Genomic DNA, 12,631 nt, shown 5'->3' with positions numbered 1-12,631 from the left:
TGCCCGCGGACCCGGGGGGATGTGACCCAGATCACACGACCGGTCGGTAACATTCCTCGCCCGGGGCCGATAGAACCCTTGACCGCGCTGCTGCCCGGACCCCCCGAGCGGGCAGCAGCGCGGTCTTCTCCGGTCCGGTCGGGGGCACGTGTCTATCCTTGGCGGCCATGAGTCACCCCCACCCCGAGCTGGCCGAGCCCGCCCCCCTGGTCGACGGCGGGGTCCGGGTGATCCCGCTGGGGGGCCTGGGTGAGATCGGGCGCAACATGGCGGTCCTGGAGCACCTGGGCAAACTGCTCGTCCTCGACTGCGGGGTCCTCTTCCCGGAGGAGCACCACCCGGGGGTGGACCTGATCCTCCCGGACTTCGGGCCCGTCCAGGACCGGCTGGACGACATCGTCGCCGTCGTGCTCACCCACGGCCACGAGGACCACATCGGGGCGGTGCCCTACCTGCTCCGGCTGCGGCCCGACATCCCGGTCGTCGGGTCGCAGCTGACCCTGGCCCTGGTCGAGGCCAAGCTGAAGGAGCACCGGATCGCCCCCCTCACGCTGGGGGTGCGCGAGGGGGACCGGGAGCAGCTGGGTCCCTTCGACTGCGAGTTCGTGGCCGTCAACCACTCCATCCCGGACGCGCTCGCGGTCTTCGTGCGCACCTCGGGGGGCACGATCCTGCACACCGGCGACTTCAAGATGGACCAGCTCCCCCTGGACGGGCGGATCACCGACCTGCGCGCCTTCGCCCGGTTCGGCGAGGAAGGGGTCGACCTGTTCATGACCGACTCCACGAACGCCCACGTCCCCGGTTTCACGACCCCCGAGCGGCAGATCACCCCGGCCATCGAGCGGGTCTTCCACCAGGCCCGGCGACGGATCATCGTCGCCTCCTTCGCCTCGCACGTCCACCGGGTGCAGCAGGTCCTCGACGCCGCGACCGGGTCCGGGCGCAAGGTCGCCCTGGTCGGACGGTCCATGGTCCGCAACATGCGGATCGCGGCGGACCTGGGCTACCTGCACGTCCCCGACGGCGTCCTGGTCGACCTGGGACGGCTCACCCAGCTGCCGGACGACGAGCAGGTCCTCATCTGCACCGGATCCCAGGGGGAGCCGATGGCGGCCCTGTCGAGGATGGCCAACGGGGACCACCGGATCGACGTGGGGGAGGGCGACACCGTGCTCCTGGCCTCCTCGCTCATCCCGGGCAACGAGAACGCCGTCCACCGCGTCATCAACGGGCTCACCCGCCGCGGTGCGGTCGTCGTCCACAAGGAGAACGCCCTGGTGCACGTCTCCGGTCACGCCAGCGCCGGCGAGCTGCTCTACTGCTACAACATCGTCCGCCCCCGCAACGTCCTGCCGGTCCACGGGGAGTGGCGTCACCTCGTGGCCAACGGCGACCTGGCGGTCGCGACCGGGGTGCCGCGGGAGAACGTCGTCCTCGCCGAGGACGGGGTGGTGGTCGACCTGGTCGACGGTGTGGCGCGCATCGCGGGCGCCGTCGACTGCGGGTACGTCTACGTCGACGGCTCCCTGGTCGGGGCCACCGACGAGACGCTGCTCAAGGACCGGCGCATCCTGCGCGACGAGGGCTTCGTGACGATCATCGTGGTCCGGGACTCCTCCACCGGGGCGATCGCGGCCGGTCCGGAGATCCAGACGCGAGGGTTCGCCGAGGGCGAGGAGGCCTTCGAGCGGGTGCGGCCCCGGCTGGAGGACGCGCTGCGGGAGGCGCAGCGCAACGGGGTGCAGGACGCCTACCAGCTGCAGCAGATCATGCGGCGCACCGTCGGGTCCTTCGTCGGCAGCACGCTGCGCCGTCGGCCCATGATCATCCCGTTGGTCATCGACGCCTGACGCGGAGGGCTCCGGCGCGACTCAGTCCTCGATGGCCCCGGGGGGCCGGGTTCGGTCCCTGGCCATCCGGCGCGCCTGGGCCTCGATCTGCGCCTCGGTGGGCTCCTTGTCCCACGTGAGGGAGGCCAGGTGCAGGGCCAGGCCCAGCCCCCACCCGAGGGCCGGCCAGACCGGCCAGAAGAAGCCCCCGCCGCTGACCACCCAGATCGCCGTGAGGAAGCCGATGACCGCGAGGTAGACGGTCAGGTGGATCCGGAAGCCCTTGACCGCCTCGAGCCGCTCGAGAGCCTTGGCGCGCAGGGCCGGGTCGGCGGCCGGGTCCGAGCGGGTCGCCGGGTCCGTCGGCGGCTGGTAGGCCGGGAGCGGCGGCGGGGTGCGGGGGTCGTCCTCGGTCATCCCGCCAATCTAGCGACCCGGGCCTGCTCGCGGCAGGGGGCTCACGGGCCCCGTCCGGCCCGGACCGGCGTGGGACACGTGTGACGGGCGTGGTCGTTGGGTAGCGTGCCACCGTGGCCAAGACTGCGACGACCTCGACCAGCACCCGCGCCGGCGGCACCCGCGGGTCGTCCTCGCGACCGGCCGACCGCTCGGGGGGACGGTCCGCGGGCGGCGCACGGTCGGGAGGCGGCGCCCGCCCCGCGCGGGCCGGGGGCAAGGGCGCCAAGGACCCCGGCCCCTCCCTGCCCGGCCGGGCCGCGCGCGGCATCGCCGGTGTCACGGGGGGCACCGTGCGCGCGATGACGGACACGGCCCGCGACCTGGAGCCCGAGCACCGTCGTGACGGCGCCGGCTTCCTGCTGCTGGCCCTGGCCCTGGTCGTGGCGCTGCGGGAGTGGTGGGGCCTGGACGGCATGTTCGGCGACGCGGTCCACGCCGTCGCGGCCGGGACCTTCGGTCGCGTGGCCCTCGTGCTGCCCGTCGTCCTGCTCTTCTTCGCCGTCCGGCTCTTCCGGGCCCCCGACCAGCAGCAGGCCACCAACCGGATGAGCATCGGCACCACCGCCATGCTCGTCGCCGCGAGCGGGATCACGCACCTGGCCACCGGCAACCCCGACTACGGGGAGGGACCGGCGGCCATGCAGGCCTCCGGCGGAGTCCTGGGCTTCATCGCCTCCTCGATCCCCGCGTCCGCGATCACCGTCACCGGTGCCTACATCGTCCTGTCCCTCCTGGGCGTCTTCGGCTTCCTCGTCCTCACCCGGACCCCCGTCCACCGCATCCCCGACCGCCTCCGTGAGGTGGAGCAGCACCTCTTCGACTCCGCGCGCTTCGACGACGTGGACCCCGTGACCGGCGAGGTGCTGCCACGGCAGCGCCGGCCCCGCCGCCGTGCTGCCGACCTCGACGAGCGTCACGGTGACGTCGCGTTCGAGCAGGCTGCGGAGGTCGAGCGGGCCAGGGCGGCCTCGTCCCCGCGCACCCGCAGCCGCACCCGCCCCGCGCCGGACCAGCAGCCCGGGGCGGAGGCGGAGGCCGCGCCCGAGCGGCGGTCGACGCGACCGGCCGCGCGGGCGTCCGAGCCCGGGACGGGGGACTCGACCGAGGAGATCCCCGCGCTGCGTCCCGGCCAGAAGCGCCCGCAGGACAAGAGCGCCGTGGACAAGCTCCGGGAGGCCGCGGCCACGCCCGCCAAGAACGAGCTGCAGGCGCCGCCGACCGCGCAGCTGCCCCAGCGCGTGGAGCAGCTGCAGCTGGCCGGCGACGTCACCTACACGCTGCCGGACTCCACCATCCTGCGGCCCGGCAGCCCGCACAAGGAGCGCTCGGAGGCCAACGTCCGGGTGGTCGAGGCACTGACGGGCGTCCTCGACGACTTCAACATCGACGCGCAGGTCACCGACTTCACCCGCGGGCCGACCGTCACGCGCTACGAGGTCGAGCTCGGCTCCGGGGTGAAGGTGGAGCGCATCACCGCCCTGTCCAAGAACATCGCTTACGCCGTCGCCTCCGCCGACGTGCGCATCCTCTCGCCGATCCCGGGCAAGTCCGCGGTGGGCGTCGAGATCCCCAACACCGACCGGGAGAACGTCAACCTCGGGGACGTCCTGCGCAGCCAGGCGGCGCGCAACAACACCCATCCGATGGTCATGGGCGTCGGCAAGGACGTCGAGGGAGGCTACGTCATCGCCAACCTCGCCAAGATGCCCCACCTGCTGGTCGCGGGTGCCACCGGCTCGGGCAAGTCGAGCTTCGTCAACTCGATGATCACCTCGATCCTCATGCGGTCCACCCCGGACGAGGTGCGGATGATCCTGGTCGACCCCAAGCGGGTCGAGCTCACCGCCTACGAGGGCATCCCCCACCTCATCACCCCGATCATCACCAACCCGAAGAAGGCCGCCGAGGCGCTGGCCTGGGTGGTCAAGGAGATGGACCACCGCTACGACGACCTGGCGGCGTACGGCTACAAGCACCTCGACGACTTCAACAAGGCCGTCCGCGCGGGCAAGGTCACCCCGCCCCCCGGCTCGGAGCGGGTCATCCAGCCCTACCCCTACCTGCTCGTCGTCGTCGACGAGCTCGCGGACCTCATGATGGTCGCCCCGCGCGACGTCGAGGAGTCGGTGGTGCGCATCACCCAGCTGGCCCGTGCCGCTGGCATCCACCTGGTCCTGGCGACCCAGCGACCCTCCGTCGACGTGGTCACCGGCCTGATCAAGGCCAACGTCCCGTCCCGGATGGCGTTCGCCACCTCCTCGCTCGCCGACAGCCGGGTCGTCCTGGACCAGCCCGGCGCCGAGAAGCTCATCGGCCAGGGCGACGCCCTGTTCCTGCCGATGGGGGCCTCCAAGCCCATGCGCGTCCAGGGGGCGTGGGTGAGCGAGTCGGAGATCCACGACGTCGTCGCCCACGTCACCGGTCAGCTCAAGCCGAAGTACGTCGAGGAGGTCGTCGCGGCCCCCGCCAAGAAGCAGATCGACGAGGACATCGGCGACGACCTCGACCTGCTGCTCCAGGCGGCCGAGCAGGTCATCACCACGCAGTTCGGCTCCACGTCCATGCTCCAGCGCAAGCTGCGGGTCGGCTTCGCCAAGGCCGGTCGGCTGATGGACCTCATGGAGTCACGAGGGATCGTGGGGCCCTCCGAGGGGTCCAAGGCCCGCGACGTCCTCGTCAAGCCCGACGACCTCGAGGAGACGCTCTCGCTGCTCCAGGGCCAGGAGCCCGCCCCCCGTCCCGAGCCGGAGACGGTCAGCGAGCCGTTCGACGCCGGCGCGGCCGAGGTGGTCGTCGTCGACGAGGAGGACGAGGTGCTGTCCGACGAGGGCGGGGAGACCGGGGAGATCCGCCCCGCTGTGCGCGACAGCCGCTACGACGACGACCCCGTCTCCGGCAGCCGGGTGGTCGAGGAGGACGACGAGGAGTCCGAGGACGCCTGGGAGCTGACCGACCGCGGCGGTCGCGACCGCTACTGACCACGGCCTGCCACCGTAGACTGGCCGTCATGTCCCTGGCCCGCTCCGTCGCCGTCGTCACGCTCGGCTGCACCCGCAACGAGGTCGACTCCGAGGAGCTGGCCGGACGTCTGGCCGCCGAGGGGTGGACCCTCGTCGACGACGCGGCCCAGGCCGACGTGGCGGTGGTGAACACCTGCGGGTTCGTGGAGCAGGCCAAGAAGGACTCCATCGACGCGCTGCTCGAGGCCAACGACCTCAAGCGCACCGGGCGGACCCAGAAGGTCGTGGCCGTGGGGTGCATGGCCGAGCGCTACGGTCGCTCGTTGGCCGAGGAGCTGCCCGAGGCGGACGCCGTCCTCGGGTTCGACTCCTACGCGGACATGTCGGGGCACCTGCAGCGCATCCTGGCGGGGGAGCGCCCGGCGTCCCACGTGCCGCGGGACCGCCGCACCCTGCTCCCGCTCGCCCCCGCGGCACGGGGAGGTGCCTCCGGGGCGGTCGCGCTCCCGGGGCACCAGCAGCCCACGGCGCCCGCGGATCTGCCCCCGACGCCCGAGCCCAGCACCCCCCTGGCCGACGTCGCACCCGCCAGCGGCCCGCGGGTGGTGCGCTCCCGGCTCGACGACCGGCCGTGGGCGCCCCTGAAGATCGCCTCGGGCTGCGACCGACGGTGCGCCTTCTGCGCCATCCCCATGTTCCGGGGCAGCTTCGTCTCCCGCCGCCCGGAGGAGATCCTGCAGGAGGCGCGCTGGCTGGGGGAGCGAGGCGTCCGGGAGGTCTTCCTCGTCAGCGAGAACACCACCTCCTACGGCAAGGACCTGGGGGACCTGCGCCTCATCGACCGGCTCCTGCCCGAGCTGACGACGACCCCCGGCATCGAGCGGGTCCGGGTGTCCTACCTCCAGCCGGCGGAGATCCGCCCCGACCTGCTGGACGCCATGGCCAGCACCCCCGGGGTGGTCCCCTACTTCGACATCTCCTTCCAGCACGCCAGCGGTCCGCTCCTGCGCCGGATGCGGCGCTTCGGCGACCGGGCCTCGTTCCTCACGCTGCTGGAGCAGGTCCGCACGCGCCTGCCCGAGGCGGGCATCCGCACCAACGTCATCGTCGGCTTCCCCGGGGAGACCGAGGAGGACCTGGCCGAGCTGACCGCCTTCCTGGAGGAGGCACGGCTGGACGTGGTCGGGGTCTTCGGCTACTCCGACGAGGACGGCACCGAGGCCGAGGGCCTCGGCGGCAAGCTGGACGAGGCGATCATCGCCGAGCGGGTGGCGGCCGTCACCGCGCTGGTCGAGGAGCTCACCGCCCAGCGTGCCGAGGAGCGCGTCGGCACCCTCGTCGAGGTCCTGGTCGAGGGGGTGGAGACCGACGGCGGCGAGGACCGGCTCGTCGGCCGGGCCGGGCAGCAGGGGCCCGACGTCGACGGGGTCACCTACCTGGTCACCCCCGACGGGGCCGCACCGGACCTCGCCCCCGGCACGATCGTGACCGCCGAGGTGGTGGCCACCGAAGGGGTCGACCTCGTGGCCGTCCCGCTCCTGCCCGCCCCGTCCCGCCCCCAGGAGGCCAGACCCCTGTGATCGGTCCCCACGACCCCGACGGCCCCGAGATCGCCACGGCCCCGGAGACCCCGCAGGCCTCGCCGTGGAACCTGCCCAACGCCCTCACCGTCCTGCGGATCCTCCTGGTCCCGCTCTTCGGGTGGCTGCTGCTGACCGAGGGTGGGCAGGACACGTCGATGCGCTGGTGGGCGCTGCTGGTCTTCCTCGTCGCCATCCTCACCGACTGGGTGGACGGTCACCTCGCCCGACGACAGGGCCTCATCACGGCCTTCGGCAAGCTCATGGACCCCATCGCCGACAAGGCGCTGATCGGCACCGCCCTGGTGGGACTGTCCCTCATCGACCTGCTCCCCTGGTGGGTCACGGTGGTCATCCTGGTCCGGGAGGTCGGCATCACGCTCATGCGGTTCGTCGTCATCCGGCGGGGGGTGATCCCCGCCAGCAAGGGCGGCAAGCTCAAGACCGTCCTGCAGGCGGTCGGTCTCTCCCTGGTGATGGCACCGTTGGTGGGGTGGCTGGGCGACCTGGGCCTGTGGGTCATGTACGCCGCGGTCCTGGTCACGGTCCTCACCGGCGTCGACTACGTCCGGCAGGCCCTCGCCCCCGGCGCCGCGCGACGGGCCTGAGGTATGACGCCGGCCGGGTCGCGTGCCTCGGTCCCGGGCGCCCCGGAGGTGGTGGGGAGGTTGCGCGCCCTCGGCGCCACCGTGGCCACGGCCGAGTCCCTCACCGGCGGTCTGGTCTGCGCGGCGCTCGTGGGCGTCCCCGGAGCCAGCACCGTGGTGCGCGGAGGGGTGGTGGCCTACGCCCCCGAGGTCAAGCACGAGGCGCTGGGCGTGCCCGCCGAGGTCGTCCGCCGCCACGGGACCGTCTCCCGCGAGTGCGCCGAGGCCATGGCGGCCGGGGCGAGCAGGATGCTGCACGCGGACTGGGCCGTCGCGACGACCGGGGTGGCCGGCCCCGACCCGAGCGAGGGTCGACCGGTCGGCACCGTGCACGTGGCCGTCTGCGGACACCGGGACGGGGAACACATCACCGCGCACCGCGCGTTGAGGCTGCAGGGTGACCGGGCGCAGATCCGCACCGCCAGCGTGAGCGCCGCGCTGCGGCTGCTGCACGACACGCTCCCCCCGACACTGTCGGACCGGGGATGTACCGTAGGAGACCATCCGGGAGAGACCGCCCGGTCGACGAGCTGCTGAGGAGGGACGACCATGGTGCTGCTGCGACGCGAGCTGGGCGACGCCCTCCGCGAGACCCGCCAGACCCAGGGTCGGACGCTGCGGGAGGTCAGCGCCTCGGCCTCGTGCTCCCTCGGCTACCTGTCCGAGATCGAGCGCGGTGAGAAGGAAGCCTCCTCCGAGCTGCTGGCCTCGATCTGCCGGGCCCTGGACGTGCCCCTGTCCGACATGCTCTCCGACGTCGCGGACCGCGTCAGCCTGGCCGAGGCCGCCCAGCAGCAGATGACCGCGGTCCTGACCGACGGGCTGGCCCAGCCGATCCGGCGCAGCGAGGTCACCACCCGGCGCCGCGCCGTCGTCTCCGCCGCCTGAGCCGAGTCCGGTCGCTCACCGCTGACAGGTGGGGCAATAGCTCACGATCCGCTCCCGGGGGGCCGACCCCACCGTGAGCTGCCGCACGAGGGACCCGCACCGGTGGCAGGGTCGGTCGGGCCGGCCGAAGACCCACGTCTCCTCCCCGGGGGTGGTGGACCCGGTGGTCGTGGTCCGGGGGAGCCGGCAGCTGCGCACCATGAGCTGCCGGGTCGTGGTGAGCAGCTCGCGCAGCCGCTCGGCCCCGACCTCGCCGACGGGCGTGGCGGGGGAGATCCGGTGCAGGTGGAGGGGCTCGCTGGCCCAGATGGTGCCGATCCCGGCCAGGTTCTGCTGGTCCAGCAGCGCCTCCGCGGCCCCCCGGCCGGGCTCGGCGAGCAGGTTCGCCACGGCCAGGTCCAGGTCAAAGCCCGGATCCAGGAGATCGGGCCCCAGGTGTCCCACGACCCGACCCTCGTCCACCGTCCGCACCAGGTCGAGCATCCCCAGCCTGTCCCCGACGGCCACGACCGCGGCGGTCCACAGCAGGGCGCGCGTGGTGTGGCGGCGCGCCGCCGCATACCTCGCACCGGCCGGCTGCACCCGCCACGAGCCGTCCATCCGCAGGTGGCTGTGCAGGGTGAGACCGCCCTCGACACGGTGCAGGAGGTGCTTGCCCCGGGGGACCACCTCCAGCGTGCGCCTCCCCGACAGGTCGCTCGTGGCCAGGGCCGGCACACGCAGGTCGCAGCCGGCGATCAGCTCACCGGCCAGTGCCCCGTGCAGACGGGAGGCGGTGCGCCAGACGGCGTCACCCTCGGGCATCGGGGCTCAGCGGGCCTGGGAGTGGTACTCGACGTTGGGCACCATGGAGATGGCCGTCGCGATCCGGTTCGTCATGTTGAACATGCCGATGACCTGGATCGCCTCGAGGATGGCGTGGTCGTCCAGCCCCACGCCCCGCAGCGGGTCGAGGTCCTCGGGCGTCACCTCGGCGGGGGTGAGGGTGAGCTTCTCCGCGTAGGCGGCCAGCGCCGCCTCCCGCTCGGGCAGGTCGGCCTGCCGCCAATTGACGGCGACCAGGTCGGAGGTGACGGGGTCGCCGCTGTGGTGCCGCAGGGCCGCCCCGTGCGAGACGGCGCAGTAGGTGCAGCGGTTGACGCCGCTGACCACCACGGCCAGGAGCTCACGCTCGGCGTTGCTCAGGTGGCCCGGCTTGTTGACCAGCAGGTTGAAGTAGGCCCACCAGGCCTGGAACTGCTCGGGGTTGTAGGCCTGCGCCACGAAGACGTTGGGCACGAAGCCGAAGACCTCGCGCGACCTGGCCCACAGCCGCTGCACACCCTCCGGCACGTCCTCCTCGGCGGGGAGCGGGAGGGCGGAGATGGACGCGTCGGTGCGCTCGCTCATGGTGGCCACCCTAGCCCGGCGTCCGCCGCCGCACGGCCATGACCGACAGGCTGCCCAGGACCACCAGGATGCCTACCGCCGTGAGACCGGTGACGTCCTCGCGCAGCAGGAGGACCCCGAGGAGGGTCGCGGTCACAGGCTCGGCGAGGGAGAGGGTGGCGACGGTCCCGGCGGGGAGCCCGGCCAGCCCCTGCTGGAAGAGCACGTAGGACACCCCGGTGGCGGCCACCCCCAGCCACAGGACCATGAGCGCGCCCGCGCCCGTGGCCAGCCAGCCCAGGTCGCCGAGGGCCAGGGCGGGGGCCAGCAGCACCGCCGCGATCGTGAAGAAGCCGGCCACCACGCTCCTCCCGTCCGCGCCGCGCACCAGCAGGGCGCGGGCAGCCACGGTGTAGACGGCGTAGGACACCCCGGCACCCAGGGCCGCGCCCAGCCCCACAAGGTCGACGTCACCCCCGCCGGGTGCGGAGCCGCTGACGAGCAGGCCGATCCCCCCGACGGCACCCACCGTCGCGACCAGCCAGCGGGCCGTCGGTCGCTCACCCAGCCCCGTCCCCAGCAAGCCCGTCGCCAGGGGCGCGACGCCGAGCGCCACGACCGTGCCCACCGCGACGCCGGCCCGTGCCACCCCCAGGAAGAAGAACGCCTGATAGGCCGCCACGGCGAGCCCCCCGACGACCAGCACCACCGGGCCCGGGACACGGCCGACCGGGCCGCCCGCCACCCCCGTCGCCCCCAGCAGCGCGGCGGGGCGGTCGGGCCCGCCCGGACGACGCCGACGGTGGACCAGGGCCAGCAGGACCAGCACCACCGCACCGAGGCCCACCCGGGCAGCGCCCACGGACGTCGGGTCCGTCCCCTGCGGCCCCAGTGCCTGGGCCGTCCCCGTGGTCCCCCACAGCGTCGCCGCCCCCAGGGCGGCCAGGGCTGCGTGGGCGGGCCGGGTCGTCACCGCCCGATTGGACCACGGCCCGGGCTGGGTCACGCAGCCGGTCACGCGGCGGACACGCGGGCGCCACCTGCTGTCCACCGGCCCGGGTGCGCATCGTTGCCGAAGGTCTAGTAGCGTCGCGCCGCGTGAGCCGGATCGAGGAACGACCTGGACGGGGCAAGGAGGCGCTGCTCGCCGCGGCGTTGCTCCTGCCCAACGTCCTCCTGCTCCTGGTCTGGACCTACCGGCCCCTCGTCGACAACATCCGGCTCAGCTTCTTCCGGTGGAACCTCGGCAGCCCGCGGTCCACCTTCATCGGGTGGGACAACTACGTCGAGTTCTTCACCAGCGACTCGAGCCGGACGGTCCTGTGGAACACGCTGATCTTCACCGGTGCCGCAGTGATCGGCTCCATGGTGATCGGCCTGGCGCTGGCCCTGCTCCTGGACCAGAAGCTCTTCGGCCGCGGTGGTGGGGTGAGGTCGCTGGTCTTCGCCCCGTTCGTGCTGTCGGGCGCGGCCATCGGCGTGGCCTTCCAGTTCATCTTCACCCCCACCTTCGGCCTGGTGCCCGACCTGCTGCGCACGATCGGCATCACCCCGCCCAACTTCTACCAGTCGGCCGGGTGGGCGCTGTTCATGGTCACCATCACCTACGTGTGGAAGAACCTCGGGTACACCTTCGTCATCTACCTGGCGGCCCTCCAGGCCCGGCGACGCGACCTGGACGAGGCCGCCGAGATCGACTCCGCCTCCGCCTGGACGCGCTTCCGGATGGTCATCTGGCCCCAGCTCCGGGGCGCGACCTTCTTCCTGCTCATCACCGTGATGCTCAACAGCTTCCAGGTCTTCGACGTCATCCACACGATGACCCGGGGCGGACCCTTCGGTAACGGCACGACCACGATGGTCTACCAGATCTACCAGGAGACTTTCGTCAACCTGCGGGCCGGGTACGGCGCCACCGTCGCCACGGTCATGTTCCTCGCCCTGCTCGTCATCACCCTCATGCAGGTGTGGGTCATGGAGAGGGGCCGGGAGAAGTGAGCACCGCCCAGATCGCGCCCCACGAACGGCGCAGCCCCGTGTCGGCCGTCAGCGGCTACCTGGCCATGGTGCTGGTCGTGGTCGTGGTGGCCCTGCCCCTCTACTGGATCCTCGCGGCCTCCCTCAAGGAGCGCAGCGACATCTACTCGGTCCCGGTGACGTGGGTCCCGGACCCGGTCACCTTCGAGAACTACGACGGCGTCCGGCAGGGCGTGCCGTTCCTGAGCTACCTGCGCAACTCGGTCTTCATCACCGGCACCCTCACGATCGTCCAGGTGGTCATCGGGGTGCTGTCGGCCTTCGCCCTGTCCTTCCTGCGCTTCCCCGGTCGCACGCTGGCGCTGCTGTTCATCATCGCGGCGCTCATGGTCCCCAGCCAGATCACCTGGATCAGCAACTACGCGCTCGTGGCCGAGCTGGGCTGGCGCAACACCTTCCAGGGCATCATGATCCCGCTGGCCGGGGTGGCCTTCGGGACCTTCCTCATGCGCAACCACTTCATCTCCCTGCCCGGGGAGATCATCGAGGCCGCCGAGATGGACCACGCCGGCCCGTTCACCCTGCTCTGGCGGGTGGTGCTGCCGATGTCCTGGCCCACCGTCATCGCCTTCACGCTCATCACCGTCGTCAACGAGTGGAACCAGTACCTGTGGCCCCTGCTCATGGCCGACGACGCCTCGACCGCGCCGCTGCCGGTCGGCCTGACCCAGCTGCAGGACGCCGAGGGCTTCACGAACTGGGGGCCGGTGATGGCCGGCACCGTGCTGACCATGCTGCCCATCCTGCTGGTCTTCCTGCTGCTGCAGCGTCACATGATCAAGGGCCTGACCGCCGGGGCGGTCAAGGGCTGAGCCGCCATGACCGCATACCCGTCCACCCCCGACCCACCGACCCCGCAC

The 12,631-nt window shown here is 72.6% G+C and carries 12 protein-coding genes; 8 read left to right on the top strand and 4 right to left on the bottom strand.

Annotation, left to right across the window (positions count from 1 at the left end):
* Window positions 1–167: 167 nt before the first annotated feature.
* Complete coding sequence (locus E3Z34_RS12130) at window positions 168–1,853, top strand: ribonuclease J (protein ID WP_134773810.1); 1,686 nt, start codon at window positions 168–170, stop codon at window positions 1,851–1,853.
* A 21-nt stretch (window positions 1,854–1,874) separates the two neighbouring features.
* Here the strand turns inward: E3Z34_RS12130 and E3Z34_RS12125 are convergent, their stop codons facing one another.
* The gene (locus E3Z34_RS12125; protein ID WP_134773809.1) at window positions 1,875–2,249 is read right to left on the bottom strand and encodes a 2TM domain-containing protein; all 375 of its coding nucleotides are present in this window, start codon (window positions 2,247–2,249) and stop codon (window positions 1,875–1,877) included.
* 341 nt (window positions 2,250–2,590) lie between these two features.
* Between E3Z34_RS12125 and E3Z34_RS12120 the strand changes: the two genes are divergently transcribed.
* Genes E3Z34_RS12120 through E3Z34_RS12100 form a run of 5 tightly spaced genes read left to right on the top strand, consistent with a single transcriptional unit; the run spans window position 2,591 to window position 8,366 of the window.
* On the top strand, window positions 2,591–5,269 hold the full coding sequence (locus E3Z34_RS12120; protein WP_134774886.1) for an FtsK/SpoIIIE family DNA translocase: 2,679 nt from the start codon (window positions 2,591–2,593) through the stop codon (window positions 5,267–5,269).
* Between the two features lie 29 nt (window positions 5,270–5,298).
* A complete protein-coding gene (gene rimO, locus E3Z34_RS12115; RefSeq protein ID WP_134773808.1) occupies window positions 5,299–6,831 on the top strand; it encodes a 30S ribosomal protein S12 methylthiotransferase RimO in 1,533 nt (510 codons plus the stop codon).
* Window positions 6,828–7,439 (top strand): CDP-diacylglycerol--glycerol-3-phosphate 3-phosphatidyltransferase, encoded by a 612-nt coding sequence (gene pgsA / locus E3Z34_RS12110; protein ID WP_134773807.1) that lies wholly within the window; start codon window positions 6,828–6,830, stop codon window positions 7,437–7,439. The genes rimO and pgsA overlap by 4 nt, the downstream gene beginning before the upstream one ends.
* Window positions 7,440–7,442: 3 nt before the next feature.
* Window positions 7,443–8,015 (top strand): CinA family protein, encoded by a 573-nt coding sequence (locus E3Z34_RS12105; RefSeq protein WP_134773806.1) that lies wholly within the window; start codon window positions 7,443–7,445, stop codon window positions 8,013–8,015.
* Between the two features lie 12 nt (window positions 8,016–8,027).
* Window positions 8,028–8,366 (top strand): helix-turn-helix domain-containing protein, encoded by a 339-nt coding sequence (locus E3Z34_RS12100; RefSeq protein WP_134773805.1) that lies wholly within the window; start codon window positions 8,028–8,030, stop codon window positions 8,364–8,366.
* 15 nt (window positions 8,367–8,381) lie between these two features.
* On the opposite strand, the gene E3Z34_RS12095 is transcribed toward E3Z34_RS12100, so the two are convergent.
* From E3Z34_RS12095 to E3Z34_RS12085, 3 genes are read right to left on the bottom strand one after another with little or no spacing between them, the layout of a single operon-like run.
* On the bottom strand, window positions 8,382–9,170 hold the full coding sequence (locus tag E3Z34_RS12095) for a DNA-formamidopyrimidine glycosylase family protein (protein WP_134773804.1): 789 nt from the start codon (window positions 9,168–9,170) through the stop codon (window positions 8,382–8,384).
* Between the two features lie 6 nt (window positions 9,171–9,176).
* Window positions 9,177–9,755 carry a peroxidase-related enzyme gene (locus E3Z34_RS12090; protein ID WP_134773803.1) on the bottom strand — a complete coding sequence of 193 codons (579 nt, stop codon included), beginning with the start codon at window positions 9,753–9,755 and terminating at the stop codon, window positions 9,177–9,179.
* 10 nt (window positions 9,756–9,765) lie between these two features.
* Complete coding sequence (locus E3Z34_RS12085) at window positions 9,766–10,707, bottom strand: DMT family transporter (RefSeq protein WP_238695149.1); 942 nt, start codon at window positions 10,705–10,707, stop codon at window positions 9,766–9,768.
* Window positions 10,708–10,832: 125 nt separating this feature from the next.
* Between E3Z34_RS12085 and E3Z34_RS12080 the strand changes: the two genes are divergently transcribed.
* Window positions 10,833–11,732: a carbohydrate ABC transporter permease gene (locus E3Z34_RS12080; RefSeq protein WP_134773802.1), complete on the top strand. Its 900-nt coding sequence runs from the start codon at window positions 10,833–10,835 to the stop codon at window positions 11,730–11,732.
* Entirely contained in the window at window positions 11,729–12,583 is an 855-nt protein-coding gene (locus E3Z34_RS12075; protein WP_238695148.1) for a carbohydrate ABC transporter permease, read from the top strand. Before E3Z34_RS12080 ends, E3Z34_RS12075 begins: the two co-directional genes overlap by 4 nt.
* Window positions 12,584–12,631: the final 48 nt, after the last annotated feature.

Origin of the sequence: Ornithinimicrobium flavum (genome assembly GCF_004526345.1) — a bacterium.
GTDB lineage: Bacteria > Actinomycetota > Actinomycetes > Actinomycetales > Dermatophilaceae > Ornithinicoccus > Ornithinicoccus flavus.
The sequence above is the reverse complement of the archived record's forward strand: the minus strand, read 5'-3'. Positions and strand labels throughout refer to the sequence as shown.

Coding starts and splice junctions, on each gene's coding strand:
- E3Z34_RS12130 (WP_134773810.1), top strand. CDS start 168: ATGAGTCACCCCCACCCCGAGCTGGCCGAGCCCGCCCCCCTGGTCGAC.
- E3Z34_RS12125 (WP_134773809.1), bottom strand. CDS start 2,249: ATGACCGAGGACGACCCCCGCACCCCGCCGCCGCTCCCGGCCTACCAG.
- E3Z34_RS12120 (WP_134774886.1), top strand. CDS start 2,591: ATGACGGACACGGCCCGCGACCTGGAGCCCGAGCACCGTCGTGACGGC.
- rimO (WP_134773808.1), top strand. CDS start 5,299: ATGTCCCTGGCCCGCTCCGTCGCCGTCGTCACGCTCGGCTGCACCCGC.
- E3Z34_RS12105 (WP_134773806.1), top strand. CDS start 7,443: ATGACGCCGGCCGGGTCGCGTGCCTCGGTCCCGGGCGCCCCGGAGGTG.
- E3Z34_RS12100 (WP_134773805.1), top strand. CDS start 8,028: ATGGTGCTGCTGCGACGCGAGCTGGGCGACGCCCTCCGCGAGACCCGC.
- E3Z34_RS12095 (WP_134773804.1), bottom strand. CDS start 9,170: ATGCCCGAGGGTGACGCCGTCTGGCGCACCGCCTCCCGTCTGCACGGG.
- E3Z34_RS12090 (WP_134773803.1), bottom strand. CDS start 9,755: ATGAGCGAGCGCACCGACGCGTCCATCTCCGCCCTCCCGCTCCCCGCC.